Below are 26,488 nucleotides of genomic sequence, written 5' to 3'. Positions count from 1 at the left end.
CGGTGCCGGGACGTCAAGAATCACCGTGGCGTTTCAGCTTCCACCCGGGCTTGCGCGGGTCTGCGCCCGAGGCTTTAGTGCAACGGGCGTACCTCCGCGATGTCGGACAGCGCGATCGGCACCACCATGTAGCCGCTGCCGAAGCGTCTGCGTATGCGAATGTGAGCGTTCTCGACGGCGAGCAGTTCGCCATTGCGGGCACGCCCGTCGGCGAGGGTGATCCGGAGATTCCGGCCGACGTGGTCGCCCAGCGCGTTTAGCGCGATGGTCGAGGCCAGCGAAGGCTCGCCGGCCCCGGCCGAGTCGATTCGTGGCGTGTGCCTGTCGGGCACCGCGGGCGTTCCGGCTGGACGCGGCGCGACCGGGCGGAGATCCAGCGGGCCGAAGTGCCGTTCCCCCACGCTCAGGCTGGACTCGATCCGTCGCAGCAGCTGGTTTGGGGAATCGAGGCTGGCCCAGAGCAGGGCGGGGTTGTCGATCGGGCCGATGTGCAGGGAGTAGCCCCGAGGTTCCTGGATGAAGTGGCCATAGGCCTCGACCATGCCGGGACCCGGCTGCACACCGAACGGACGCCAGGCCTCGACCCAGGCGGCCTTGTGGTGCTCCAGATAGTCCTCGCGCTCCATGTCCATCTCGGCCGCACAGAGGTCCATAAGGGCCGGATAGTACCCGCGGTCCTCGTAATCCACGGTTAGCGACTGGAGCGAGGCGGTCATCAGGGCAGGCGCGAGATCGCGCGTCCGGTTCGAGGCGGCCTGGACCTCGAAGTGTCCGGTGGACGTGCCCAGCCCCAGCGGACCCATGCCGAGGCTGCTGTGCACGGTGAAGCGGTTGCGATCCTCCTCGAGGCGGTAGCGGATGCTCATGTCCAGCGGGATGTCGCGATAGCCGAGCGCGGACAGCAGGGCGTCCGGCGCAGCCCCCTGGTAGGGGCCGCAGCCGGCGGTGTCGAGCCATAGGGCCGGGATGTCGCCCTGCGCGCCAGTGGCGAGGCCGGGCGGCAGGGTCAGGCCATCGATCGAAAAGCCCATCTGGTGGGGCACGCGACGGGCATCCAGTGTGTGCCGCAGGCGGGCGAGCCGCCACAGGCTGCCGGCTTCCAGCGTGACGCGGTCGGCCCGTGTGCGCCCGATGGCGGTGTTGCGCGGTTCGAACAGCAGACCGTTCACGTGCAGCTCCCCGCGCAGGCCGACATTGACCCCGCTGTAGTGCAGTGTCCCGACCGGCTCCAGCATTGCCACCATATCGTCGAGTCTCTGCTCGACCTGGCGAATCTCGTAGTGGTAGTAGCCGATACCCGCGGCAACCACGGCAAGGCCGCCAACGATCCATTTCCCTGGCATGTTTCCTCCCTTTTTTCGGCCCATCCGGATCGTACGCTGCAGGGTCCGGATGGCGGGACGCTCCTGTCCCACCGCTACAAGATAGCCGGGTCCAGCGATTTCCGCACCCTGGAAGGAGACCATGAGCGCCAACGGATCCTGCAAAGGGTCCGGCGGGCCCATGGGTCGGGGGCAGCGTGCAGAAAGCGCGCGAGTTGACTGCGGTGGAGGCGTGCGCCGAGGGTGGGGCGATGACGGTCCGATCGAGAAGTGGAAAAGGGGGCAGTGCGGGAGCCGGGTCGCCCGCGCATGTTGGGGGAGAGTACAGCGGGGGCCGCCGGTCGCAATGGGGGGTGCGGCTGGTTGCCAGCGCCATTGTGATCACGACCGCGGCTGCCGCTGGCTGTGCGCCGTGGGAAGAGGGTGAGCCGTCCCAGGCGTCGAAGAGAGGCAATATTGCGACGGTGGCTTCGCTGGAGACTGGCGACGAGCATATCCGGAAAGCGGATGGCACCAGCTTACTCCGCATCGATGACCTGCCTCGCGACATCCAGGTGGACGAGCAGAACGCCTTCGGTGCGACGGCACGTTTCCGGGAGGCGAAGGTATCCCCGGACGATGCCTGGGTGGCCGTCGTCACCACCGGCGCGGCCCACAGCGCCGGCTGGCTGGTGCGGGCGGACGGCAGCAAGGCAAGTCCGGCCGCGTTTCAATACGGGGGCAGCGTCACGATCGGCCCCTGGAGTGCAGACGGGCGCCATGTGGTGTTCGCTCAGGAAGGGCCTGCCGGGAACCGTACGCTGACCGTCGTGGATCGAGATGCGCTGGGAGCATCCGTAGAAGCGAGTGCGATTCCGGTGCGGGGCGATTCTCACGGAGACCTGGATTCGCAGGCCCAGCGCTACGAGGCGCTGGGCTGGGCCAATGGAAGGCTGTTGTTCCGCGTTGGAGGGGAGCAGGGGGTGTTTGATCCGGCCAGCAGGGATGTGAAGTCGGAATAATACCCGGCTGCTTCAGGCCATCCGGCGCTTGCCGCTTACTCCACGACCCGCGTAAGGATTTAAAGCTTTATTTGAGATAGATCAATAAAAGTTTTGCGGTCGAGGAGGATCGTGGTTGTCACCAGGCTCGGATTTGGGACCGGAGGTGAGACCATGGCAGACATCCCCCTCTCTCGTCGGCGCTTTCTGCAACTGGCCGGTTTGGCCGGCTTCGGTGCCGCCACTTACCCGGGTGCGCTGCTGGCGCAGTTCCGGTTCCTCTCGCCGGTCAGCGTCGAGAACCCGCTTGCCGATTATCCGGATCGCGACTGGGAGCAGATGTACCGGGATCTGTATCGGACCGACGGCTCCTTTGTCTTCACCTGCGCGCCCAACGATACCCACAACTGTCTGCTCCGGGCCTATTACAAGAACAAGGTCCTGGTGCGGATCGAGCCGACCTATGGCTACGGCAAGGCCACGGACCTGTACGGCAACCAGGCCTCCCACCGCTGGGATCCCCGCTGCTGCCAGAAGGGCCTGGTGCTGACCCGGCGCCTGTACGGCGACCGGCGGGTGAAGGGCGCCTTCCTGCGCAAGGGCTTCAAGGACTGGGTGGACCGGGGCTTTCCGCGTGATGCGGAGACCGGGAAACCGCCCGGCGAGTTGCTGAACCGGGGATGGGACGGCTGGATCAAGGTCGACTTCGAGGAGGCGGCCCAGTATCACGCGAAGGCCCTGAAGAACATCGCGGAAACCTACTCCGGCGACCAGGGCCGCCAGTATCTGGAGGCCCAGGGATACGAGTCGTCCATGATCGATGCGATGGAGGGCGCCGGCACCCGGACCATGAAGTACCGGGGTGGCATGGCCAAGCTTGGCGCTACCCGCATTCTGGGCAACTTCCGGATGGGCAATTCCATGGCGCTGCTGGACCACCACGTCCGCGGCGTGGACCCCGACGAGGCCAAGGGCAGCGGTGCCTGGGACTCGTACTCCTGGCATACCGACCTGCCCCCGGGGCACACCATGGTGTGCGGCGACCAGACTAACGACTTCGAGTTTCATGACTGCGAGAACGCCGAGGTGGTCATCGCCTGGGGCATGAACTGGATCTGCACCAAGATGCCCGACAGCCACTGGCTGACCGAGGCGCGGCTGAAGGGGGCCAAGACCATCGGCGTTACCGTCGAGTATTCGGCCACCGCCAACAAGTGCGATGACGTGATCGTGATCCGTCCCGGCACCGACCCGGCCCTGGCGCTGGGTGCGGCCGGCGTGATCATGCGGGAGGGCCGTTATGACGAGTCCTTCGTCAAGCGGTACACCGATCTTCCGGCGCTCGTCAGGATGGACACCCTGGAGCGTCTGAAGGCCACCGATGTGTTCCCCGACCATCAGGACGCGGAGCCCGACAACTGGACCCATGTGCTGGCGGAAGGGGAAGAGGCCCCGCTCACCCACCAGCAGGAAGGCCGCTACATCCCGGCGCACCTGAAAGGTGATTTCGCGGACTACGTGGTCTGGGATCGGAACGCGGACAAGCCGGCCGCCGTGGCCACCGACCAGGTGGGCGACCACTTCGACAAGCTGGGGATGGATCCGGCCCTGGAGGGCGAGTTCGAGGTGCCGCTGGCCAACGGCGAGACCGTCCAGGTGCGGCCGGTCTTCGACCTGACCCGGCAGTACATCGACGAGAACCTCCAGCCCGAGCAGGTCAGCAAGATCACCTGGGCACCCGCCGAGGCCGTGACCCGGCTGGCCAACGATATTGCCGATCACCCGGGCAAGACGCTGATCGCCTGCGGCATGGGCCCGAATCAGTTCTGGAACAACGACAACAAGGACCGCGCGATCTTCATGCTGGTGGCGCTGACCGGCAGCGTGGGTCGCCACGGGGGCAATATCGGCAGCTACGCCGGCAACTACCGGGTGACGCTGTTCTCCGGCGCCGGTGAGTGGACTTCCGAGGACCCGTTCGACATCCAGCTGGATCCGAACGGGGAAGTGAAGCGGCGTTCCACCATCCGTTACGAGTCCATGCACTACTGGTCGAACGGCGAGCGGATCATGCAGGCCGGGGACAAGGTCATCACCACCGGCAACCATGTGCCCACGCCGACCAAGGCGATCTGGCAGGCCAACTCCAACTCCAGCCTGGGCAACACCAAGGGCCACTATGACGTGGTCAACAACACGCTGCCCAACACGGAACTGGTGGTCTACAACGACTGGTGGTGGACCGGGTCCTGCGAGTACAGCGACATCGTCTACGGGGTGGACTCCTGGATGGAGTTCAAGTACCCGGACATGACCGCCTCGAACACCAACCCATTCCTCCAGGTCTTCCCCTCCACGCCGCTGCGGCGCACCTACGGCACCGTCCACGACATGGAGACCTATCTCCTGGTGTCCCGGGCCCTGGCCGAGGAGACGGGGGACCAGCGGTTCGAGGACTACTGGAAATTCGTCGCCGACAACAGGGTGGATATCTACCTGCAGCGGATTCTGGATTACTCGGCGGCCACGCGCGGCTACCGGTTCGAGACCATCAACGGGCTGGCCCGCCGGGGCGTACCCGCCCTGATGAATACCCGGACCTACCCGCGGATCTTCAGCTACGAGCAGGTGCACGAGTCCAAGCCCTGGTACACCAGGACCGGGCGACTGGAGTTCTACCGTCCGGAGCAGGAGTTCATCGAGGCGGGCGAGAACCTGGTCGTCTATCGCGAGCCCTCGGACTCCACCTTCCACGAGCCCTGCGTGATCCTGGCCAAGGACCATCCGGCGATCCGCCCCAAAGTGCCGGAGGACTGGGGCATGGACCCGGATGATCTGGGCCACCAGCCCCGCCAGATGCGAAACGTGGTACGCACCGGGGAAGAGATCCTGGAAAGCACGCACCCGCTGCTGGGGGACGGCTACCGGTACATCTTCCATACGCCGAAGTATCGGCATGGCGCCCACACGACGCCCATCGACACCGACTACATGATGGTGCTGTTCGGGCCCTTCGGCGACATCTACCGGCGTGACAAGCGGATACCCGGCTCCAGCGAACTGTATGTGGATATCCACCCCGACGATGCCCGCGAGCTGGGTGTCGAGGACGGGGACTATGTCTGGATCGACGGGGATCCCAAGGAGCTGCCGTTCCGCGGCTGGCAGGAAGAGGGCAAGGAGGAGGCCTACAAGGTGGCCCGCCTCATGGCCCGGGCGCGGTACTACCCCGGCACGCCGCCGGGGGTCACACGGATGTGGTTCAACGGCTACATGGCCACCCCGGGCTCGGTGAAGGGGCACGAGGAGCGGGATGACGGTCTCGCCAAGAATCCCGAGACCAACTACCAGTCCATGTTCCGCTACGGCGGCCACCAGAGCCTGACCCGCTCCTGGCTCAAGCCCACCCATCAGACCAACAGTCTGGTCTGGAGGAGCCTGTTCAGCCATGTCCAGGGCCGCGGTTTCGCCGCGGATGTCCACTGCGTGACGGGTGCCCCCCGCGAGGCCATGGCCAAGATCACCAAGGCCGAACCGGGCGGCATCGGGGGCGAGGGTGCCTGGCGCCCCGTGACCCTGGGGCTGCGGCCCACGTCCGAAAGCGACGCCATGAAACGCTATCTCGCGGGCGACTTCATCCGCGATACCGACGAATAACGGCTCAAGGAGACTCGCCATGTCCCGCGTCTACAACTGGCAACTCGGTCGCGAGATGGACTACCCCTTCGAGGGGGTCCGGCCCGAGAAACAATTCGCCATGATCTTCGATACCAACAAGTGCATCGCCTGCCAGACCTGCACGGTCGCCTGCAAGACGACCTGGACCTCGGGCCGCGGCCAGGAGCATATGCTCTGGAACAACGTCGAAACCAAGCCCTACGGCTACTACCCGCTGGGCTGGGATGTGAACATCCTGGACCAGCACGGGGTGCAGGAGATGGATGGCCCCGAATACCAGGGCAAGACCCTGTTCGAGGCGGCCCCCGATGGCGAGATTGTCCTGGGCTACACACCCGATGACGAGGACTGGGCCTATCCCAATATAGGGGAAGACGACTGCACGGGCTCCATGGAGCAGGGGGCACTGCTGACCATGCCGCACATGCAGTGGATGTACTATCTGCCCCGCATCTGCAATCACTGCACCTATCCCGCCTGCCTGTCCGCCTGCCCACGGCAGTCCATCTACAAGCGGCCGGAAGACGGGATCGTTCTCCTGGACCAGCAGCGCTGCCGGGGCTATCGGGAATGCGTCAAGGGATGCCCCTACAAGAAGGTGATGTTCAACTCGGTCACGCGTGTGTCGGAGAAGTGCATCGGCTGCTACCCGGCCATCGAGAACAACCGGCAGACCCAGTGCACGATCACCTGCATCGGCAAGATCCGGCTCCAGGGCTTCATTTCCCGGCCCGACGAGATCCGCGAGGACAACCCCATGGATTACCTGATCCATGTGGCCAAGATCGGCAAGCCGCTCTACCCCCAGTTTGGCCTGGAGCCGAACACCTTCTACATCCCGCCGATCCACGTCCCGCCGCAGTACCTGCGGCAGATGTTCGGCTGGGGCGTCGAGGACGCCATCGACACCTACAAGCGTGCGAGTGAAGACCCCCAGCTGCTGGGTGCGATGCTCCTGTTCGGCGCCACCCCCGAGATCATCCACCACTTCAAGGTCGAGGGAAGGAACGTGATCGGCTACGACGACAAGCGTGCCGAGGTGGTGCGGGTGCCGATGCGCGAGCCCATCTACATGCGGGTCGAGTACGACTCGGATCTGGACGTGCACCGGACCAACGTCACCTGACAGGAGGGCCCGTCATGAACAAGACCGCATTTCACTGCAGCCTTGCCGCCGCCCTGGTGGTGGGCATGGCCGCGGCACCCGTGGCCGCGGCCGATACGCTGCGCGCCGTCCCGGTGGATGCCACCGGGCCCTTCAATGATCCGGAGTCGGAGGTGTGGGATCAGGCGCCAGCCGTGACCGTGAGCCTGAATCCCCAGCAGGTCACGCGGCCCCATCACGCGGACATTGCGGTGACCGAGCTGACGGTCCGGGCTGTCAACAACGGGAACTGGGTCGGGATCCTGATCGAATGGGACGACGACACCCGTGACGACTGGTTTGTGACGGACGCGTTCGGCGATCAGGTGGCGGTCCAGTTCCCCGTGGAGGGGCCCGCCAGTCCGATGATGGGGAACCCCGGGGGCAAGGTGAACATCCTCCAGTGGCGGGCCGCTTTTCAGCGCGATCTGGTCGATGGAGAGCCGGACATTCGGGATCTCTATCCCTATGCCCTGGTCGACGTTTATCCGGACGAGGTCCTGAGGGTCACCGACGCCCGGGCCTTTGCCGGGGCCATGGGGGTGGACAACCCGGTGGCCCGCCCATTCGAAAGCCCCGTGCTGGAGCAGATGGCGGAGGGGTGGAGCAGCCTCACTGTCAAGCCGATGCAACATGCCGACGGCTGGGGTGTCTGGGAGGACGGGACCTGGCGCGTGGCCATCACGCGTCCCGCCAATCAGATAATGCCGGGCGATCCCGACCTCTCTCGGGGAACCGAAACCCAGGCCGCTTTTGCCGTCTGGGACGGGGGCAACCGGGAAGTGGGTGGCCGCAAGTCCTGGTCCGGCTGGATCGACCTCAAAGTCGAGGAGTAAGCCCATGAGCACCGCGCAAACCCAGTCACCGGAGCTGCAGATCTCCGATCTCCTCGCCCGGGCCTACCGTTTTCGGATCCTGGGCACCTGCTTCGCCTATCCCGGACTCGGGGACGGCGCGAGGATCCACCAGGCCCTGGAAGCGGCCGTTTGTCCCCAAACCCTCGCCGTGCTCCCGTCGGGGTCCGCGGTGCTGGAGGCCTGGGCGGCGCTTGACGACGAAACCCTCAGGGCGGAATACACGCGCTTGTTCATGGGCCGCACGCCCTGTTCTCTCCACGCGGCCACCTATGCCGGCAGTACCCAACTGGCCGGGCCGGGTCCGCTGCTGGCGGATATCAGCGGCTTCTACCAGGCCTTTGGCCTCGACACGTCGGATGAGGACGCCGAGCGACCCGATCACCTGGCCGTTCAGCTGGGGTTCTACGGGATCCTGCTGGTCAAGGAGGCCTACGCCATTTCCGAGGGGTGGGGCGGACACGCGGAGGTTACCCATAAGGCTGTGGCCCGATTCCTGACGGACCATCTGGGGGGATGGCAGGGCGTCTTGCTGCCGCGGCTGCGGGAGCAGAATGCCGCCTCCCCCTATCCGGAGACCGCGGCATGGCTGGACGAGGGACTCGCCGACGAGTGCGCCCGGCTGGGCGTTGACCCAACGCCCTTCAAGCGCCCGCTCGAAGACCCCCTCCAGGCCGACGAGTTCATCTGTCCGCACGGTGCGGGCGGAAGCGCCAGGGTACCTGCCGAGCAGCCGGTTCACTTCGAGCACCGGGAGGGCGCTCAGCACTGAGCATGCACCATACGGGTCAAGGCAACAGGGGGCCTGGGGGCACGACAGGGACTGCACGCCAGGTTGCGGTCAGTGTGAGGCACCACGCCACGTACTGACCGCCAACAATTGCCGGGCCATCCTTGGCCCGTTGCCCCTCTGCTGGCTGCATGCTTGTCTACGGTCTATTGTTCAACACAGTGTGTTGAGTTGAGAGACGGAGCGCCGACCGCTCGGTATTCGGCGCGAACGCCTTACTTAAAGGGGGCAGGGGATGGCCGATCCGAACCGACTCCTGATCGGGGAGTTCATGATTCCCCTCGAACTTTATCCACACCTGCCTTCCTCCGCGACCATACAAGATGCACTCACGGCCCTGGGGCACCAGCCCTGCAAGGACGGGACTCCCTATTTCCGCCACCTTCTGGTCCTGAAGGAGGATGGCGGCCTGGAAGGGATCCTGTCGATCCACACACTGCTCAAGGCGATCGAGCCCTCGCTGCTCAAGCGGGAAGCCCGTGGTGCCGCCCAGGGGTACTGGGGTCGGGCCGATTCCGGCGAGAACGTGGCCATGCAGGTCTTCTGGGAGCGGTTGCTGGCGGACCGGCTGGAGACCAGGCTCGATCTGGCTTCGCGCACCGCGGGCGACCTGGCGGAACCAGTGAGGAAAGTGCTCTCCCGCGACGACATGCTGGCGCACGGGCTCGAGGAAATGGTCGCGTGCGGTGCCTTCGTGCTTCCGGTCGTCAAGGACGACAAGGTGGTCGGGGCGTTGCGGCTGGCCGATATCTTCGACCTGGTAGTCAAGCACGTACTGGGAGAAGTCCATGAGCGAGGAGCCTAGATCGGAGTCGAAAGACGACCCGGGAGACAGCGCAGCACCGAACACGCTGGACTGGCGGCGCTGGTCGATCCTGGCCGCCGGACTGGCGGTATTCTTCCTCTTCTGGTTCATGGACGCCCCGGCCCCGGCGGTCGACCCGGCCGGCGAGGAATTCCCGCTGAGCGATGCCGGCAAGGCCGCACTGGGCCTGTTCCTGCTGGCGGCCATCTGGTGGGTGTTTACCCCCATACCGATCGGTGTCACCGCGATTGCCATCGGTGTCTTCCAGGCCCTGTTCCTGATTCGCCCGCCCGAGGTGGCATTCGGGAATTTCATGGATCCGGCCGTGTGGTTCATTTTCGCCTCGCTGGTGATCGGCATCGCGTTCACCAAGTCGGGGCTCACCCAGCGGCTGGCCTATCGCATGCTGATGCTGGTGGGGGAACGCACCAGCACCATCTATCTGGGCACGTTCCTGGTGACGGTCGCGCTCACCCTGGTCATGGCCCACACCGCGGTGGCGGCGACCATCTTCCCGGTGCTGCTGGCGATCTATTCGTTGTACGACGCGGGCGACCGCCCGACACGATTCGGCAAGGGACTGTTCATCGGCATGGCCTTCGCGGCAGGGGCCGGTTCGATCATCACGTTGCTGGGGTCGGCGCGCGGGATCGTGGGGATCTCCTTTGCGCGGGACGTGGCCGATATCGACGTCGGCTTTTTCGAGGTCACTTATTATCTGGCGCCGGTGGGGCTGCTGATGACGGTACTCATATGGTGGATGATGCTGATCTTCTTCCCCCCGGAGAAAAAGCGCATCGAGGGGCTGACGGAGGTGGCCGAGCGCCGCTACCGGGAACTCGGCGCGATGAAGCGGGACGAGTGGCTCACGATCCTGATCGTGGTGGGCGCCGTTCTGGTGCTGGCGTTGCAGGCCATGGTCCCGGCGCTGGAGCCCGTGTCCCGCCCGGCGATCCTGCTGGTCACGACGCTGTTGTTCTTCGCGCTGGGCGTGCTCACGCTGAAGGAACTCGAGGAGATCCCCTGGAACATCATCCTGCTGTTTGGCGGTGCGATGAGCATCGGATTCTGCCTGTGGCAGACCGGGGCCGCCGAATGGCTGGCGATTACCTGGCTCGGGATGTTCGAGGGGGCCCACTGGCTGCTGTTCGTCCTGGGGCTGGGCCTGTTCTTCGTGGTGATGACCAACGTCATCATGAATGTCGCCGCCATTGCCATTGTGCTGCCGGTTGCGCTGGTCATGGCCGGCTATATGGGAGTGAGTCCGCATGTCGTGCTGTTCGTGGCGCTGGTGGCCACCGGCATGCCTTTCCTGTTTCTGGTGGGTGCGGCGCCCAATGCCATCGCCTACCAGTCCGGTCAGTTCTCCACCTGGGAGTTCTTCCGTACCGGTGTTCCCGCCAGCATTGTGCTTACGGTTGTGATTGGCTTCTCGGTGCTGGTGATCTGGCCGCTGCTGGGTATGCCCATCCTTGCTGGCTGAGCGCCTGAAGTCCGGCAGTGTCGGGGCCGTGATGAACGAGCGGTAGCGGGTGGCTGAGGGGGGCGGAGCCGGCGGCTGTGGTGGATGCCGCCTGGGCATGATGGCAGAGGATCGCGACGAACGTGACCTGGCGCCGGCAGGGGTTCGTCTCCCCTCGCTGAACCTGTGTCAGGTCGAGGGGGATTGCCTTGGAATTCCTCCAGTACGAGTTTGCACGATCGGGCGTGGAAACCAGCCTGTGGCTGCCACCGCTGATCGCGTTTCTGATCTCGCTGGTGACGGCGATGGTGGGTGTCTCCGGGGCATTCCTGCTGTTGCCGTTTCAGATGAGTGTACTGAACTACACGGCTCCATCGGTGAGCGCGACCAACCTGGTCTTCAATCTTGTTGCCATACCCTCGGGCGTCTACCGCTTTTTCCGCGAAGGGCGAATGCTGTGGTCGCTGAACTGGGTGATCGTCGCGGGAACCCTGCCCGGTGTTGGCGTCGGCTATTACGTTCGGGTCTATCACCTGTACGAGCCGGCGCTGTTCAAGGTCTTCATCGGTATGGTGCTCATGTATCTCGCCCTGCGCTTGCTGGCCGACTTCGCGCCCTGGCGGGGAACGGCCCGCCGGGGCGCGTCGGGGATGGAGGCGGGGTTCGTTGCACGCACCCGGACGGTCGACCCCTTCAGGGTTACCTTCACCTTCGGGGCAGACACACACTCGTTCAGCCTCCCGGCGATGGCGTTGCTCGCATTCGTCGTCGGCATCATCGGTGGGATCTATGGCATCGGGGGCGGTGCACTCATTGCACCGTTTTGCGTAGCCATCTTCCGCTTGCCGGTCTACACGGTGGCAGGCGCGGCGCTGGCGGCCACGTTCATCACGTCGATTGCGGGCGTCTTGATGTACAGCCTGTTGCCCGCGCCACCGGGCGTCGCTGCGCGGCCGGACTGGGAGCTGGGTGTGCTGTTCGGCATCGGAGGCGCCCTGGGCATGTATGTCGGCGCGCGGCTGCAGCGCTATGTTCCTCGCGAGGCACTGGCAGTGCTGCTGGGTGTCGTGATTCTGATGCTGGCGATCTATTACCTGTCGGCACTGGCGACCGCAATGGACTAGGTGGCCGCGGTAGCGCATGTGTGGCGGCGAAGAGGCCCGGCGCCGGCGGGCGCAGCCTGCGTTGGAGATGCGGTACAAGAGGTGTTTGCCTAGTGTATCTGCAGCGTCGGTACAACGAAATATCTGCAGGGCGTCGAGGAAACCCGTCAAGGACGTCCCCCTGACGCCCCTGACGGTGTTTCGGGTATGTCCTTGAGTCAGTCGATCTTGATGTAGGCAAACCCCTGTTCGTTTTGTAGTTCGGCAAGCCGGACCACGCCAGACGGGACTCGCTCCACGTTGTCGTGGACCTGATCGGCATCCAGCCGGACCTGGCTCCGGGTGATGTCGCAGAGCTCGTACTGGATACCGTGCGTCTGCTGCAGCCCGGACATGCGGGTCCGCAGGTCGCCGCGTGCCTCCCGGAATTCCGTATCCACTTCGAATGGGGTGCCTTCGAGATCGTTATCGGTGGTGAAGCGGATGCCGTCGGCCATGAACACGACGCGTACGTCGACATCCATGAATGCATCCTGGTAATAGGTCATCATGTTGTTGATGCTGGTCAGCATGGACGAGAGTCGCTGAGGGTCCCCGTAGTCCACGTGGTAGACAACCTTCGCCTCCGGGTCGAACGCGTGGGACGGTGCGGCCCAGGCCAGCATCGCCAGCAAAATCGCGGCGCCCAGACCCGGTCGGACGGCGTGCAAGCGTCTGCATTCGAGCAGATTCGGGTGTTTCATGGATGGTCTCCTTTGATGGTTTTCTTGTCATATTCGCCCGCAATTCCCCTGTAGCGGGCGCGTGTACTCTATCCGATGTCCAGAGGGGCTACCAGCGGCTGCAAGCAAGCAAGCAAGCAAGCAAGAAAGAAAGAAAGAAAGAAAGAAAGAGGGCACGAATGGATTCGCGGCGCGGGAGGAGGTGCAGCACCCATCTACGAGGCGTCGAGGAACTGGGTGCCCATGATGTTGGCGCCGTGTTGTGGGCGGGCGTCTACCTGGCGTCGAATTCTGCTCGCGTGATTTCCACAAACTGGCCGAAGCTGTGCAGTCGGGCGACGTCGCTCCGGTCAACGCTCATCTGCAGTTCGAACGTCTTGCCTGTGACGAGCTCTTCGCGCTGTGCAGTCCCGGTCGATGTCAGCCGTGCCTTGATCCCGGGGATCTTGTTGCCATCCAGGTCCGCTGCCTGGACGAACAGGGTAAGCGCCTGGCCTCGATGATCCAGGAAATCCCCCGCACCGATGATCGGCGGTCCTCTCAGGGTGAAGGCGGGAGGGGCAGGGTCGTCGCGATCCGGTTCGATCAAGTCCTCCGTCAGTGTGGCAGTGCCGGTCAGGATCAGGTGATTGAACGGCATGGGCCTTCTTCCTTCGATCCTGAGATCGTCAACGTTGTATGGCCTGCCTTCCATCGGCACCAAGGGGATGGTTTGTCCCACCAGGTTCGTGAAGACATACTCGGAGATCTTCTCGTCCCATTGTCGTTCTCTTTCAGCGACGTGCCCGCGGAACGCTTCGGCCTGCTCCCAGTCGGTCGCCTGCAGTTGCCGCAGTTCCTGCTGCCACTGCGCGGATTCATCGAAGCGCGTCTGCTCGAGTTCGGGCAGGTTCTTCAGATAAGGGTTGGGCGGACCGAGACTGCGGGTTTCCTCTGCATCGACCGGAGCCGCGGCATTGGCCGCATCGGCTTCATCTGGCTGGTCGCAGCCGGAGGCGGCGAGCGCAATACCGGTAAGGAAGACGAGAAAGCCGGTGCGATTGTGGATTCGTTTCATCAATAGCTCCCTTGCGTCGACTGGGCGAGCCTTCGTCTGCTCAGACAGCCGCCGCCAACGCCCGACGACACGAGTCAAGTGAAGCCCGGGCCAACCAAGGGGCACCAAAAATAAACAGCCACTTGCGCGAATTCGTTGGCCGTACTCCCGGATCCCGAGCGCCTTTCTGGAAAGAAACCTGACGCCCCCGTGCCCGACGTGATTGGTGGCGCGATTGCGTCGGCTGCCCCCGCCGACTTCTTCCGGCAGGGTGTAGCGGGCTTGTGCCAGTTCGGTGATCATTTGACGCGTCTGTGCCGGTGCCAGGTCGGTTCGCTGCTCGGCGCGGCGTGTTTCCTCTACCAGGAAATCGTCTCTGACCGCGTGACGAAACCAGCGCGAGTTGTCACCGCGATGCAGGTGAAACGGCCAGGTTCTGCGCCTTGAGGTTGTGGCGCCCATCGGGCCCGCGAAAATAGAAACTGTGCCAGCGCAGGTCGCCCTCGGCATACTTGCGGTGATGGCGCACGAGCTCCGCACGCCCGGGCAAAGGGCGCTGGGCGTCATCGATACACCAGGCGGTTACCTGCTCGGGCTCTCGTGTCACAGGCCCTCGGGCCATGCGACCGTTCGTCCTGTGGCCCGGGCGAATTGGGCGGGTCCTGCAGCGCGCCGGGGTCTGCCCGCTGGCTACCGGCTTTCAGTCCGGGTGCGCGGGCAGGGAGGCGTAGTAGGCCGCCAGGGCCGCCATTTCTTCTTCTTCCAGCTCGCTGGCAATGCCCTCCATCAGTCCGGCGAGCGAGGTTTCGCGGGCGCCGTGGGCATAGGCCTGGAGTTGTGCCATGAGATAGCGGGGGGGATGGCCGGCCAGCGGCGGCAGGCTGGGATTGCGCTCGCGCCCTTCGTCGCCATGACAGGAGGCGCAGGACTGGATGTTGCGTTCTGGCAGCCCCTCAAGGGCGATCTCGCGCCCTCTGTTGACCAGATCGTCCGGCACGTCGTGCGGGCCGCCCGCCGGTTTCATTTCGGCGTAATAGCGGCTGATTGCTTCGATCTCGTCGTCGTCCAGATTCTGCGCGATCTGCGCCATGGTGGCGTTCGGACGCAGGCCTTCGCGGTAGGCCTCCATCTGTTCGATCAGGTATTGCTCCGGCAGTCCCGCCAGGCGCGGGAATGGGGGCTGCGACTGGCCCTGGCCCTGTTCGCCATGACACTGGATACAGGCGGTCGCACCGCGGTCATTGCCCTCTTGCGCAATGCGTGCACCGGGGTCTTCCTCGGCGCTGGCCGCTCCACCTGCGAGCCATAGCGGGGCAATCAGGATCAGCAACCGTAAAGCGGCCTGGCTGGGCGTGCGTGCTGCAGTCATCGAGAGCCCCGCTTGCGGAAGGGATACCTCCCATTGTAGCGGGATGGGGCCGCTGTGCGAGGAAGCTGGAGTGCTGAAGGCCCGAGGGATGTGCGGCAGGTCTCGCCAGTACGCCGGTGAATTTATTGTGATTCCACGCGGTCGGCGCCAGTGCGAGCGTGCGGGGGCCTGTGGTATTTCGCGCGGTCCGGGATGACGTTGCGGATGCCGCCTCGCGGATCCTCGACGTCCCCCTGATAGCGGGGCAGCAGGATCACGTGCAGATGGTCGATGCTTCGTCCCGCGGCCCGGCCGTCGTTGTTGCCAATGGTATAGGCGTCCGGCGGACTGTTCAGGAAGGGGAGTTCCAGTACGGCTTCGATGTGGTCCTTGGGGCGTTCGCGCAGATCCTCGCGCTGCAGCATCTTGCGGTACAGGCTGCCACGGTCGGTCGTTTCGATCACCCGCCGCACGCCATGAATGGCGTCGAAGTAGTCGGCGTGCTCGGTTTCGTCGAGCTCGAACAGGGAAACCACGTGCCGCCGCGGGATCACGAGGGCATGCCCCGGATTGACCGGGTTGGTGTCGAACAGGGCGACGAACGAACGGTTTTCGTAGATGAGGGGATCGGCCAGTCCGGCCGCGACGCGGCAGAAGTAACAATCCTTGCTGGCTGTGGCACGGGTCATCGAAATGCCTGGTGGTGATCGATTGGTTGCGGAACCTAAACCGGCAATTCTACTGGATCTTCAATCCTTCGTGGGGCAGTGGCGGGTGAAGTTCGTGTGACCGTACGCCCGATCTCGTGGGCGTGCGTGGGCGCTGCCGGGCGAACGCCAGCAAGATTCGACCACCCCTTCGCTTGTGGTGTCGCAAGTCGCGCTTGACGCCCCGCGGGTCAACACGTAAGTTCCCCATCATTGCAAGGGGTTTTTGCGGTCCTTCCTTCGAGCCGTTTTGCGGCCAGACCCACCATCCCCCGATACGTTGATCGAGGCTGTACGCCCCGCGTCCGCGGTGGCCGCGCGCCTCGATGGTCGCGCCGATGCGCGCCTGAAGCACAAACCGGATGCCCGGATTCGCGCCGGGCGGCCGCGTCGCGTCGACAGCCTGCCTGCCTGCCGGCCGCCGCGGGTGCCCGACGCCCCGGATGTTTTGTGTCACGACGTATCGAAGGGGGAGTCCATGTCCATGCCATTTTATGGCCTTGTGTTTGCGCTGCTGTGCGGTGTTGCCGCGCTGGCCTATGGTCTGTTTTCCATCCGCTGGGTGCTCTCGAAGTCAGAGGGGAGCCAGGAGATGCAGCGCATTGCCCGTGCTGTGCAGGAAGGTGCATCGGCCTACATGAAGCGGCAGTACACGACCATTGCGGTGGTCGGGGTGGTGCTGTTCGTCGGGCTTTGGCTGGTGATCGGCGTGGGCTCCGCGATCGGGTTTCTGATCGGTGCAGTGCTTTCGGGTGCGGCGGGGTTTATTGGCATGCATGTGGCGGTGCGGGCCAACGTGCGAACCGCGGCGGCGGCCAAGTCGGGGCTGGAAGCGGCGATGGACGTGGCCTTCCGCGGGGGCGCGGTGACCGGCCTGCTGGTGGTCGGGCTCGGGCTGCTGGGGGTGGCAGGCTATTTTGCCGTGCTCTGGTGGCTCACACCCGAGGGTGGCGAGGTCGGGCTTTCGCCGCTGGTGGGGCTGGCACTGGGCGGCTCGCTGATCTCGATTTTCGCGCGTGTCGGCGGTGGCATCTTCACCAAGGGCGCGGATGTCGGGGCGGACCTGGTGGGCAAGGTCGAGGCGGGCATCCCCGAGGATGACCCCCGCAACCCGGCCGTGATCGCCGACAACGTGGGCGACAACGTCGGGGACTGTGCCGGCATGGCCGCGGACCTGTTCGAGACCTACGCGGTGACCATCATCGCGACGATGATCCTGGGTACTTTGCTGATCCCCGAGCTGGGGCTGATGGCCTCGGTGTATCCGCTGGTGCTGGGGGGCGGGGCGATCCTCGCCTCCATCGTGGGCACCTTCGCGGTCAAGGCGCGCGATGGCTCGGAGATCATCAAGGGGCTCTACAAGGGCCTGATGGTGTCCGGCGGGCTTGCCGCGGTGGCCTTCCTGCCGATTACGCTGGTGCTGGTGCCGGACAACGCGCTGGCCACCAGCATGGGCATCGAGAGTGGCGCGGCCCTGCGTCTGTATGGCGCGGCGCTGGTGGGCCTGGTGCTGACCGGGGTGATCATGGTCGCCACGGACTATTACACCTCCACGGTGTTCCGCCCGGTCCGCCATCTGGCACAGGCCTCGACCACCGGGCACGCGACCAACATCATCGCCGGCCTGGCGCTGTCGATGAAGGCGACCGCCGCGCCAGTGCTGGCGGTCTGTGCGGCGATTCTGGTCGCCTATGCCTTCGGCGGCCTGTACGGCATTGCCATCGGCGCGACCACGATGCTGTCGATGACCGGGATCATCGTGGCCATGGACGCCTACGGGCCGATCACGGACAACGCCGGCGGCATCGCGGAGATGGCCGATCTGCCCTCCGAGGTGCGCGACACCACCGATGCCCTGGACGCGGTGGGCAATACGACCAAGGCGGTCACCAAGGGTTATGCGATCGGCTCGGCCGGGCTCGCGGCCCTGGTGCTGTTCGCCGACTACACCCACGAGCTGATGCGTCACTCCGATGCCACCCACAACTTCGAACTGAGCAATCCGAACGTGATTGTCGGGCTGTTTATCGGGGGCCTGGTCCCATTCCTGTTCGCCGCGATGACAATGGAATCGGTCGGACGCGCGGCCTCGGGCATCGTGAACGAGGTGCGGCGCCAGTTCCGCGAGATCAGCGGGATCATGGAGGGCACCACCAAGCCGGACTACACCCGAGCCGTGGACATGCTCACCGGCTCGGCGATCCGCGAGATGATCCTGCCCTCGTTGCTGCCGGTGCTGGTGCCGGTGCTGGTCGGCGTGTTCCTCGGCACCGAGGCGCTGGGCGGCCTGCTGATCGGGACGATCGTGACCGGCCTGTTCGTGGCGATCTCCCAGACCGCCGGTGGCGGGGCGTGGGATAACGCGAAGAAGTACATTGAAGACGGACACCACGGCGGGAAGGGCTCCGAGGCCCATCACGCGGCCGTCACCGGCGACACGGTGGGCGACCCGTACAAGGACACCTCGGGCCCCGCGATCAACCCGCTGATCAAGGTCATCAACATCATGGCGCTGCTGCTGGTGCCCGTCCTTTAGGGCCCAGCGAAACGGAAGGAGAACCGACATGCCGACAATCCGACTGCAAATGGCCCCGGATCTGGAGCTGAACATGGAGCTGGAGGTCGAGGGGGTTGATTGCGACAGCCGCGACTGGGACGTCCAGCAGCACAAGGCCGAGATCTACGCCGAATTCGAGCGCCGACTGAAGGCCGCGTTCCCCGAGGGCTTCAAGATTCACACCTTCGAGTTCGGCCTGGCCTGCAAGCCGCGCTAACGGGGCGGATAACACGGGGCATGGCCCGTGCGAGCACTATGCCGAGCATAGCCAGCGCGTAAACCAGTCCGTTGCCAGATCGGCCGCCTGCTCCAGGGTGCCCGGTTCATCGAACAGGTGAGTGGCGCCCGGCACGATAGCGAGCTTGCAGGTGGCACGCATGCGGGCCTGCGCTTCGCGGTTGAGCTGGATCACCATGGTGTCGTTGCCCCCGACAATTAGCAGGGTAGGCGATTCGACCCGGGGCAGGGCCTCGCCCGCCAGATCCGGGCGGCCGCCGCGGGAGACGACGGCGCGGATGGTATCGGGGGCCGCCGCTGCCGCCTGTAATGCGGCCGCCGCCCCGGTGCTGGCGCCAAACAGGCCCATCGGGAGCCCTGCGAGTCGGGGTTGCGAAGCGGCCCATTCGCAGGCCTGTACGAGCCGCCGGGCCAGCAGCGGGATGTCGAACCGGTTCTCGTAGGTGCGATCTTCCATCTCGGTCAGGAGGTCGAACATCAGCGTAGCGAGACCGGCTGCCTGCAGCACGTGGGCCACCTGGTGGTTGCGCGGGCTGAGGCGGCTGCTGCCGCTTCCATGTGCGAACACGACCAGACCGGCGGGTGCTTCGGGCAGGCCGAGTATCCCCTGATGGGGGTGCCCGTCCAGGGCGAGGGTCACATCCTGTTGTTCAGCGCGAGACATCGGGTTTGTGCGAATGATGGGCGCTCGCCAGCAGGTGGATCACCTCGTCGTCGGAGGTCTGCTCGAATGATTCGTAGTAGGACCCGACCGAACCCAGGTAGTACACCGGGCTGTCCAGGGTCACCACCTGGTCGACCTCGGCCTCGAGCAGTTCCGCCGTTTCGGCCGGGGCCACGGGGATCGCGACGATGATCTGGCTGGGGCGGCGTTGACGGGCGTCGCGGATGGCGGCGCGCATGGTCAGGCCGGTGGCAATGCCGTCATCGACGATGATGGCCAGTTTGCCGGCGACGTCCGGGGCGGGCGTGGTGCAGTACAAGTCGCGCCGCCGACGGGCCTCGGCGCGTTCGCGTGCCTCGGCCTGTTCCAGCCATTCGGGGTCGACGCGTTCTTCCTCGCGGGGGTTGCAAACGCGCTCGCCCTGTTCCGGGACCGCGCAGATCGCGTATTCGGGGTGAAACGGGTGGCCGATCTTGCGGGGGATCAGCAAATCCAGCGGCATATCCAGGTGACGTGCGACCACGGCCCCGAGCGGGACGCCGCCGCGCGGCAGGGCATACACCACGCCGGGCTGGCCACGGAAGCGGTCCAGCGCTTGCGCGAGTCGTCGGCCGGCGTCGGTGCGGTCCTGGAAACGCATGGGGCTCTCCGAGCGATACGCAGTTGAACTGACCTGGAGTGTAGGCCCGTATGGAGCGGAAAACACCGAAGGGCTGGGCAAAATCTGAGTTAGCGGATCTCGAGATTGTGGTAGCGGATCACGCGGTCGAGCTCGCCGGGGTGCAGCTCCAGGCTGTAATCCAGGCGCAGGCGTTCGATCAGGTCCGCACGGTGATGGGGGCACGGGTCCATCTGCTGGATGAACTGGCCGACGTCCTCGACGACCGCCCAGGGGTAGAGCAGCCAGCGCCATTCGCGAACGGTATGGCTGCGGAAGTCCGCCGGACAGGTGGTCGTGGTCTTTTCGTGCAGAACGGCGGTACGCACCGCCTCGGGCGACAAGGTCTCCAGATGCGGGCGTGCCGCGGCCAGGGTATCGCCGCTGTCGTTGACATCGTCCACCACCAGCACACGCTCACCGCGGACCTCGCCACTCAGGGGAACCGTCACGGCCGCGGACTGTTTCTCGCGCGCGCCGGAGGTGTAGTGCTCCACTTTGACGCTCAGCAGCTTGTGCACCTGCAGGAAGTCGCACAGGAATCGCGCCGGCATGAAGCCGCCACGGGCAATGGCGACGATCGTGTCGGGCCGGAAGTCGCTGTCCAAAATCTGGCGGGCAAGGGTGTCTGAGGCGTCGACCACCTCGTCCACACTGATCAGCTGTACCGGCATCTTGCGGGCTTCAGACATCGCTGGCGCTCTCCATCGCTGCTTCATCAAGGATGTTATCGGCCGGCCAGAAAGAGCAAGCGTGCGATGAACGCGATGGTCAGGATGATCCATCCGATGGGATAGGGCAGTACGCCGGTGAAGAATGCGGCCAGGCTGGCGACCAGCAGCAGGCCGAGGATGAGTAGCGGGATGTCCATACCGGTAGGATTGGGGGATGCGCCGTTGGTTCGCAGACCGGGCCTTTGTGGACCCGGGATCGGAACGATGGGGCGTCGCGCCCGTCGATGGGGAGAGGCTTGATGACGCAGAATAACGACATTCCGGCCTGCCCCCTGGAGATCGGCACGGTGCGCCTGCCCGAGGGCGGAGCCATCGGGATGACGCTTTGCCCCGGCAAGTGCGAGCCGGGTACGCCCGGTGGTCAGCGGGACCTGGCGGCGGATCTGGCCGCGATCCGGGGCTGGGGGGCGACGGCCGTGGTCACGCTGAACCAGGGGCATGAACTGGACGCGCTCGGTGTGCCCGAGCTGGGCGAGGCCGTGCGTGCGGCGGGGCTGGCGTGGCTGCCCCTGCCGATCGGTGACATGGCGGCACCGGATCGCCCATGGGAGTCGCGATGGCGCGAAGTCCGCCCCGAGGTGCACCGGCGGCTGCGTGCGGGCGAAGGGGTGATGTTTCACTGCGGTGGCGGGTTTGGCCGTGCGGGGACGATTGCGGCCTTGACGCTGATCGAACGGGGCCTCGCCCCGGAGGAGGCCATCGCAACGGTGCGCAAGGCGCGCCCCGGCGCGATCGAGAGCCCGGACCAGCAGCGCTACTTGTTGGGCCTGTCCGTAAACGGCGCCTGAGCATCCGGGTCCGGAGCCTCGCGGTCTGCGCCTTCTCCCGGCGCCTTCTGCAGCTCCGCCTCCACGTTGCCGATGATCTCCCGGCTCAGGGTCTGGATCAGCGGTTTGGCCGCCTGGCGGACGGTCTCTTCAAGCACAGGATTGTCGAGCTCGTACTCTAGACGCAGGTGGATCGTCGTGCCGTCTTTCACGGGTGTCAGGTGGTAGGTGCCATGATTCTGCACGCCGGCCAGCGATTGCCAGGAAAAGCGCTCCGGTGGGTCCGATTCTGTGATCTCGACATCGAAATTCAGCGGTATGCCGGCGATGCGGACGACCCATCGGTAGCGGGCCTCCCCGACGCGCGTTATCGTTTCGATGGCCTCGCTGTAATGGACGAAATCCTCGACGCGCGTGATCAGGGCGAATACATCGGCTCGGGCCGCGCGGATGTGGGCCTGGTGTTCGATCGTGGGCATGTTCAGCGACGCGGTTCGGAGGACTTCGAGTATGCAGGGAGGCAACCCGGTGTGCATCACACCCCCGCTCCGGGATGTAGCGGCCGCGTCACCCTTTACGGGAGCGACGGTGGATGAAGGTGCTCGTGATCCTGGGTCACCCGCGTACCGACAGCCTGTGCGGCGCGCTGGCCGAGGCCTACCGTGACGGGGCCCGGTCCGCCGGGGCGGAAGTGCGCTCCCTGGAGCTGGTGAATCTCGACTTCGATCCGCATGTCCACACGCCTTCGCCGAATCAGCAGGCGCTGGAACACGACCTGGACGCGGCGCGCGAACTGGTCGCCTGGGCCGATCACCTCGTATTCGTCTTTCCCACCTGGTGGGGCACCATGCCGGCGCTGCTCAAGGGTTTTCTCGATCGGGTGATGACGCCCGAGTTCGCCTTTCGCAGTTGTGAGGGCGGCACCGGATACGAGGGGCTGCTGCAGGGCCGCTCCGCACAACTGATCACCACGATGGATACCCCGGTACTGATCCATCGGCTGCTGTATCGCCAGCCGGGGATCAACGCGATGGCGCGGGCGACCCTGGGTTTTTGCGGCATCCGCCCGGTGCGGTCGTTGATGCTGGGTTCGGTGCGCGAGGCCGACGACCGAAAGCGCGAGGTATGGCTCGAACGCGCACGCGAGGAAGGGCTGCGCCTGCAGCATGGGCGCGAGAGTCTGCGCGAACGGGCCGGCTTCAAGCTGGGGGGCTGGCTGCAGGCGCTGCGTCTGCAGTTCTATCCGATGACCTTCGTCGCCTACACCGCAGGGGCCCTGGCAGCGGCCCCGGACGACGGTGTACTGCGCAACCCGGTGTTCTGGCTTGGCTATCTGTGCCTGTTCCTGCTCGAGGTGGCGACGGTCCTGGTCAATGAGCGAGTGGATTACAGCTCCGATCGCCAGAACCGGTTCTACAGTCCGTTTACCGGCGGCTCGCGGGTGCTGGTGGAGGGTCGGCTGTCCCTGCGCGAGATCAATACCGGTACGGTGGTGGCGCTGGGGGGCTTCGCGGCGGCGTTTGCCGCGCTGCTCGCGGTGGCGCCCGGCGATGCCGGTCCCATGCTGTGGGTGGCCGGCGTGCTGGCGGTGCTCGCGATCGGCTACACGGCGCCGCCTCTGAAGCTCAGCTACCGCGGGCTTGGGGAGGTGGATGTCGCGCTGACCCACAGCCTGGGTGTGCTGCTGTGTGGCTATGTATTCCTGGGCGGTGACTGGACGGACCCCCTGCCCTGGTGGCTGAGTCTGCCGCTGTTTCTGGCGATCATCCCGTCGATTACGCTTTCCGGTATTCCCGATCGCGAGGCGGACGCGGCCGTGGCCAAACGTACCCTGGCGGTGCGGCTGGGGAATGGTGGTGCCCTCGGTGTGGCGATGGGGTTCACCGTTCTGGCGGCGGTTGCGGGAACGACATTCCACCTGACCGGTTGGGCTCAGGGGGCCTATGAAGGCATTGCCTATTTCGTGGTTCCGCATGCGGCGTGGCTGATGTGGCTCCTGTGGCGCGAGCGGCAGCGCGGTGCGCCCGACGGACGCATCGACGGACTGATGGCGGTATCGCTAGCCTATGTGCTGTGGTTTGGCCTGGTGCCGCTGGTGAATCTCGCGGCGGGTTGATTGAGCAGAAGGCCGGCGCCATGGCCGATGCGGAGACGGGTGTTCGTGCTGGGGAGGGACGGAAGATGTTTGGAAGGCTGATGTCGAGTTTCGTTCTGCTGGGCATGTTGGCGACGCCGGCCCTGGCGGAAGACCGTGAGGCGTTTTATATCGCAGGCGATCGGGATGAGGCGCCGTATGGCTGGATTGACCGCGACGGGCGCTTCGTCGGGCACTATGTCCAGTTGATGCAGGAGGCCTTTGCCCATCTATGGGTTCCGCTGCGCCACGAGCCCCACGAATGGGAAGAGGCGCAGCGCCTGGTGAAGGAGGGCAAGGCCGACGCGATCATCACCACCATGACGCCGGAGCGCGAGGAATACCTGGTCGCGAGCGAAGTTGCGCTGGCCGAGCCGGAATGGGTGGCCTTCGTGCGTGAGGATCATCCCGAGCGCGATGAATTGCTGGCCAAGGAACGCCTGGAGGACTTTGCCGGTTACCGCGTGCTGGACTACGCCGGCAACGGCTGGGGCAAGGCCAACCTGGAGGGCCTGGACGTGCAGCGCGAAGGTACGCTTTCGGAAACCCTGCGGCGTCTGGCGGCCGGCGAAGGCGACGTGCTGATCAACATGAGCGAGGTGACCGAGCACACCATCCGGGAACTGAAGCGGGCCTATCCCCACGAGGCGGATTCGCTGGAGCGACTGGTGGCCTCGTCGAACGTGCTGGATGTGACATCAATGCATCTTCTGGTGCGCAAGGACTCGCCGCATGTGCATCTGGTGCCGCGGATCGACCAGGTCCTGCGGGAGCTGGGCATCTGACGTCCGCTCAGGGAAGACGGGTGCGACTGGCGGTTCTTCGCCCCGCCAGTCGAACAGGATATGCAGGATCGGTTCGATCGCCGGGGGGTATTCCGTCAGCGGACCGGGAACCAGGAGACCGCGGTGCGAGGCCTCCAGGATCAGGGGTTCGGGGTGGCCCTCCAGTGACAGGGACTCGATCGGCACGACCCCGTCGCCCAGGCCTTCGCTGGTGTCTTCCCACCAGTCTTCGATGCGTTCGGGCAGGTCTTCGATGCCGAACTGCTCGCTCAGGGCCTGCAGGCTGGCCTCCATCGCCGGTGTCGGTTCCGGCACGAGGCCGCCGATGATCTGTACCAGGATACCCTCCGGCCAGGGGCGCCGATTCAGATCCGCCAGAAATTCGCTGTCGGGCCGCAGATCGATCTTGGCCGCTCCCGTGCCGTCGCGCAGCCCGGCGAAAAGCGAAAAGCGCTGCTCACGTATGTCGGCGAGCCATTCGCGGACCTCGAGCCAGACCCGCAGGCGCGCCCAGTCAGAGCCCTGGTTGGGTGTGGCGACCAGGATCACGCCCGCAATGGGCGGTCCTTCGACACGTGGAGCTTCGTCGACCGGGTGTCTCCAGCGGGTGACAAAGTCGCGGATCACCAGGCCGCCCATGCTGTGCCCGACCAGAATGATCGGCTGGTCGGTATCCAGCGTTTCCCAGTATTCGGCCAGGAGGTCGGCACTTCGATCAATCGCCTGATCGTTAGGATACCGAAACTCCCAGCCATTGATGCCGGCCGTGTCGAGGGCAGGTGCAAGCGTGTCCCAGATATCCCCGGGCTCGTCGAGGCCGTGCAGCATGACGACCTCGGGGTGGACGTCATCATCGAAGACCGAGGATCGCGGAACAAAGCCGCGGAGGTCATCGGGCAGCGCCATGATCTCCGGAAACCATTCGTGCAGGCGGTCCTGGACCTCCAGGCGCAGTTCGCGCTCCTGTTCCGGATGCTGTTCGGTCCAGGTGACCCAGGCGAGGAACGCGAGTACCGGCAAGCCGATCACCAGAGCGGCTGCGTACAGCCGCTTGCGGGAGCGTGTTCGGCGGCGCGATTGGCGGGTCATATTGTAACGATTGGGCATGCGCGCGCGGATCGCAAGGGCCGCCCGGTGCCGGATGTGGTGGACCGGCCACGGAGTGTGCGTGGGGCGAGGTGTATCATGTCCGTACCCTTTTCCCGGAGCTTCCGCATGCGTCATTCGCCGCTCTTGTTGTTGCTGTGCCTGCCGTTTCTCCTCTCGGCCTGCGCAGGCCTGGATGTCCGCGACTTCGGCTTGAATGGCGAGGGGAGTGGAGGAGACCGGGCGGAAGAGGCGATCCGCGAGGCCCTTCGAGTCGGCACCGAACGAACCGTGGAACGCACGGGGCGGGAGGACGGCTATTGGGGCAACCAGGCCATACGGATCGGTCTGCCGCAGGAGTTGCGGCAGGCAGGGGATGTGCTGCGCAGCGCCGGACTGGGCAACCAGGTCGATGATCTCGAACGGCGCATGAACCGGGCCGCAGAGGCCGCCGCACGCGAGGCGACTCCGGTGTTCGTGAATGCGATTCGCGACATGCACCCGTCCGACGTTCACGCGGTTCTGCGCGGTGATGACGATGCCGCGACCCAGTACCTGCGCGGTGCGTCCGAGTCGGATCTGCGCGAGCGCTATGCGCCCGTGGTGCGCGAGCACATGGAAGGTGCCGGGGTGTACCGGGTGTACCAGCCGCTGCGCGATGCAGCCAGCCGTATCCCCGGCCTGGCCGATCTGGATGTGGATCTCGACCGCTATGTGACGGATCACGCGCTGGATGGCCTGTTTACCATCCTGGCGGACGAGGAACGCCGCATCCGCGAGGACCCGGCTGCACGTACGACGCAACTCCTGCGGGACTATTTCGGCTCATGACACGTGCATGACCGGCGTTTGTGACGCCATGAGACCGGTATCGAAAGCGCCTCGTGTCTGGGTCGTGGCGACACGGGTCGAGGC

26 protein-coding genes are annotated in these 26,488 nt (G+C 65.4%); 14 read left to right on the top strand and 12 right to left on the bottom strand.

What is annotated here, in order from left to right:
- Positions 1-74: 74 nt before the first annotated feature.
- Positions 75-1,343 carry a hypothetical protein gene (locus tag G372_RS0111065; RefSeq protein ID WP_019624107.1) on the bottom strand — a complete coding sequence of 423 codons (1,269 nt, stop codon included), beginning with the start codon at positions 1,341-1,343 and terminating at the stop codon, positions 75-77.
- A gap of 203 nt (positions 1,344-1,546) precedes the next feature.
- On the opposite strand from G372_RS0111065, the gene G372_RS0111060 reads away from it, so the two are divergent.
- The 8 genes from G372_RS0111060 to G372_RS0111025 all read left to right on the top strand — a co-directional run bounded on the left by G372_RS0111060 (position 1,547) and on the right by G372_RS0111025 (position 12,159).
- Positions 1,547-2,323 carry a TolB-like translocation protein gene (locus G372_RS0111060; protein WP_425274050.1) on the top strand — a complete coding sequence of 259 codons (777 nt, stop codon included), beginning with the start codon at positions 1,547-1,549 and terminating at the stop codon, positions 2,321-2,323.
- Positions 2,324-2,476: 153 nt separating this feature from the next.
- Positions 2,477-5,959 (top strand): molybdopterin-dependent oxidoreductase, encoded by a 3,483-nt coding sequence (locus G372_RS0111055; protein ID WP_019624109.1) that lies wholly within the window; start codon positions 2,477-2,479, stop codon positions 5,957-5,959.
- Positions 5,960-5,978: 19 nt separating this feature from the next.
- Positions 5,979-7,106, top strand: coding sequence for a 4Fe-4S dicluster domain-containing protein (locus G372_RS0111050; protein ID WP_019624110.1), 1,128 nt, complete (start codon positions 5,979-5,981; stop codon positions 7,104-7,106).
- A 14-nt stretch (positions 7,107-7,120) separates the two neighbouring features.
- Positions 7,121-7,960, top strand: a complete 840-nt coding sequence (locus G372_RS0111045; protein ID WP_019624111.1) for an ethylbenzene dehydrogenase-related protein — start codon at positions 7,121-7,123, stop codon at positions 7,958-7,960.
- A gap of 4 nt (positions 7,961-7,964) precedes the next feature.
- Complete coding sequence (locus G372_RS0111040) at positions 7,965-8,750, top strand: TorD/DmsD family molecular chaperone (protein WP_019624112.1); 786 nt, start codon at positions 7,965-7,967, stop codon at positions 8,748-8,750.
- A 253-nt stretch (positions 8,751-9,003) separates the two neighbouring features.
- Complete coding sequence (locus G372_RS0111035; protein ID WP_019624113.1) at positions 9,004-9,573, top strand: CBS domain-containing protein; 570 nt, start codon at positions 9,004-9,006, stop codon at positions 9,571-9,573.
- Positions 9,557-11,056 carry an SLC13 family permease gene (locus G372_RS0111030; RefSeq protein ID WP_019624114.1) on the top strand — a complete coding sequence of 500 codons (1,500 nt, stop codon included), beginning with the start codon at positions 9,557-9,559 and terminating at the stop codon, positions 11,054-11,056. The genes G372_RS0111035 and G372_RS0111030 overlap by 17 nt, the downstream gene beginning before the upstream one ends.
- A 188-nt stretch (positions 11,057-11,244) precedes the next feature.
- A complete protein-coding gene (locus G372_RS0111025) occupies positions 11,245-12,159 on the top strand; it encodes a TSUP family transporter (protein ID WP_019624115.1) in 915 nt (304 codons plus the stop codon).
- Between the two features lie 197 nt (positions 12,160-12,356).
- Here G372_RS0111025 and G372_RS0111020 read toward each other — a convergent pair whose 3' ends face one another.
- The 5 genes from G372_RS0111020 to G372_RS0111000 all read right to left on the bottom strand — a co-directional run bounded on the left by G372_RS0111020 (position 12,357) and on the right by G372_RS0111000 (position 15,933).
- On the bottom strand, positions 12,357-12,881 hold the full coding sequence (locus G372_RS0111020) for a DsrE family protein (protein ID WP_019624116.1): 525 nt from the start codon (positions 12,879-12,881) through the stop codon (positions 12,357-12,359).
- 253 nt (positions 12,882-13,134) lie between these two features.
- Positions 13,135-13,917 (bottom strand): hypothetical protein, encoded by a 783-nt coding sequence (locus tag G372_RS0111015; protein WP_019624117.1) that lies wholly within the window; start codon positions 13,915-13,917, stop codon positions 13,135-13,137.
- Between the two features lie 385 nt (positions 13,918-14,302).
- The gene (locus G372_RS14500; protein ID WP_244263200.1) at positions 14,303-14,518 is read right to left on the bottom strand and encodes a hypothetical protein; all 216 of its coding nucleotides are present in this window, start codon (positions 14,516-14,518) and stop codon (positions 14,303-14,305) included.
- 78 nt (positions 14,519-14,596) lie between these two features.
- Entirely contained in the window at positions 14,597-15,265 is a 669-nt protein-coding gene (locus G372_RS0111005) for a c-type cytochrome (protein ID WP_026340365.1), read from the bottom strand.
- A gap of 122 nt (positions 15,266-15,387) precedes the next feature.
- Complete coding sequence (locus G372_RS0111000) at positions 15,388-15,933, bottom strand: HIT family protein (protein ID WP_019624120.1); 546 nt, start codon at positions 15,931-15,933, stop codon at positions 15,388-15,390.
- A gap of 496 nt (positions 15,934-16,429) precedes the next feature.
- Between G372_RS0111000 and G372_RS0110995 the strand changes: the two genes are divergently transcribed.
- Both G372_RS0110995 and G372_RS0110990 read left to right on the top strand, forming a co-directional pair.
- On the top strand, positions 16,430-18,487 hold the full coding sequence (locus G372_RS0110995) for a sodium-translocating pyrophosphatase (RefSeq protein WP_026340366.1): 2,058 nt from the start codon (positions 16,430-16,432) through the stop codon (positions 18,485-18,487).
- Positions 18,488-18,536: 49 nt separating this feature from the next.
- Positions 18,537-18,725, top strand: a complete 189-nt coding sequence (locus G372_RS0110990; protein ID WP_018863946.1) for a hypothetical protein — start codon at positions 18,537-18,539, stop codon at positions 18,723-18,725.
- Positions 18,726-18,761: 36 nt separating this feature from the next.
- Here G372_RS0110990 and G372_RS0110985 read toward each other — a convergent pair whose 3' ends face one another.
- The 4 genes from G372_RS0110985 to G372_RS14385 form a co-directional block, all read right to left on the bottom strand.
- Entirely contained in the window at positions 18,762-19,409 is a 648-nt protein-coding gene (locus G372_RS0110985) for a dienelactone hydrolase family protein (RefSeq protein ID WP_026340367.1), read from the bottom strand.
- Entirely contained in the window at positions 19,396-20,049 is a 654-nt protein-coding gene (locus G372_RS0110980) for a phosphoribosyltransferase (protein ID WP_019624123.1), read from the bottom strand. The genes G372_RS0110985 and G372_RS0110980 overlap by 14 nt, the downstream gene beginning before the upstream one ends.
- Positions 20,050-20,138: 89 nt before the next feature.
- Positions 20,139-20,759, bottom strand: coding sequence for a phosphoribosyltransferase (locus G372_RS0110975; RefSeq protein ID WP_019624124.1), 621 nt, complete (start codon positions 20,757-20,759; stop codon positions 20,139-20,141).
- 35 nt (positions 20,760-20,794) lie between these two features.
- Positions 20,795-20,938 carry a hypothetical protein gene (locus tag G372_RS14385; RefSeq protein ID WP_018863942.1) on the bottom strand — a complete coding sequence of 48 codons (144 nt, stop codon included), beginning with the start codon at positions 20,936-20,938 and terminating at the stop codon, positions 20,795-20,797.
- 102 nt (positions 20,939-21,040) lie between these two features.
- On the opposite strand from G372_RS14385, the gene G372_RS0110965 reads away from it, so the two are divergent.
- Positions 21,041-21,589 carry a cyclin-dependent kinase inhibitor 3 family protein gene (locus tag G372_RS0110965; protein ID WP_020008865.1) on the top strand — a complete coding sequence of 183 codons (549 nt, stop codon included), beginning with the start codon at positions 21,041-21,043 and terminating at the stop codon, positions 21,587-21,589.
- Here the strand turns inward: G372_RS0110965 and G372_RS0110960 are convergent.
- Entirely contained in the window at positions 21,556-22,047 is a 492-nt protein-coding gene (locus G372_RS0110960; RefSeq protein ID WP_019624126.1) for an SRPBCC family protein, read from the bottom strand. The two genes, G372_RS0110965 and G372_RS0110960, sit on opposite strands and share 34 nt — an antisense overlap.
- Positions 22,048-22,160: 113 nt before the next feature.
- Here G372_RS0110960 and G372_RS0110955 point away from each other — a divergent pair, with 113 nt between their 5' ends.
- Together G372_RS0110955 and G372_RS14070 are read left to right on the top strand one after the other, a co-directional pair.
- Positions 22,161-23,684, top strand: a complete 1,524-nt coding sequence (locus G372_RS0110955; RefSeq protein WP_019624127.1) for an NAD(P)H-dependent oxidoreductase — start codon at positions 22,161-22,163, stop codon at positions 23,682-23,684.
- 104 nt (positions 23,685-23,788) lie between these two features.
- Positions 23,789-24,487: a substrate-binding periplasmic protein gene (locus G372_RS14070; RefSeq protein WP_026340368.1), complete on the top strand. Its 699-nt coding sequence runs from the start codon at positions 23,789-23,791 to the stop codon at positions 24,485-24,487.
- Here the strand turns inward: G372_RS14070 and G372_RS0110945 are convergent.
- Entirely contained in the window at positions 24,401-25,594 is a 1,194-nt protein-coding gene (locus tag G372_RS0110945) for a lecithin--cholesterol acyltransferase (RefSeq protein WP_019624129.1), read from the bottom strand. The two genes, G372_RS14070 and G372_RS0110945, sit on opposite strands and share 87 nt — an antisense overlap.
- 108 nt (positions 25,595-25,702) lie before the next feature.
- Here G372_RS0110945 and G372_RS0110940 point away from each other — a divergent pair, with 108 nt between their 5' ends.
- Complete coding sequence (locus G372_RS0110940) at positions 25,703-26,404, top strand: DUF4197 domain-containing protein (RefSeq protein ID WP_019624130.1); 702 nt, start codon at positions 25,703-25,705, stop codon at positions 26,402-26,404.
- The last annotated feature ends 84 nt before the right edge of the window (positions 26,405-26,488 follow it).

The organism is Thioalkalivibrio thiocyanoxidans ARh2 (assembly GCF_000385215.1).
Taxonomy (GTDB): domain Bacteria; phylum Pseudomonadota; class Gammaproteobacteria; order Ectothiorhodospirales; family Ectothiorhodospiraceae; genus Thioalkalivibrio; species Thioalkalivibrio thiocyanoxidans.
This window is presented reverse-complemented; position numbering and strand designations above follow the sequence as displayed.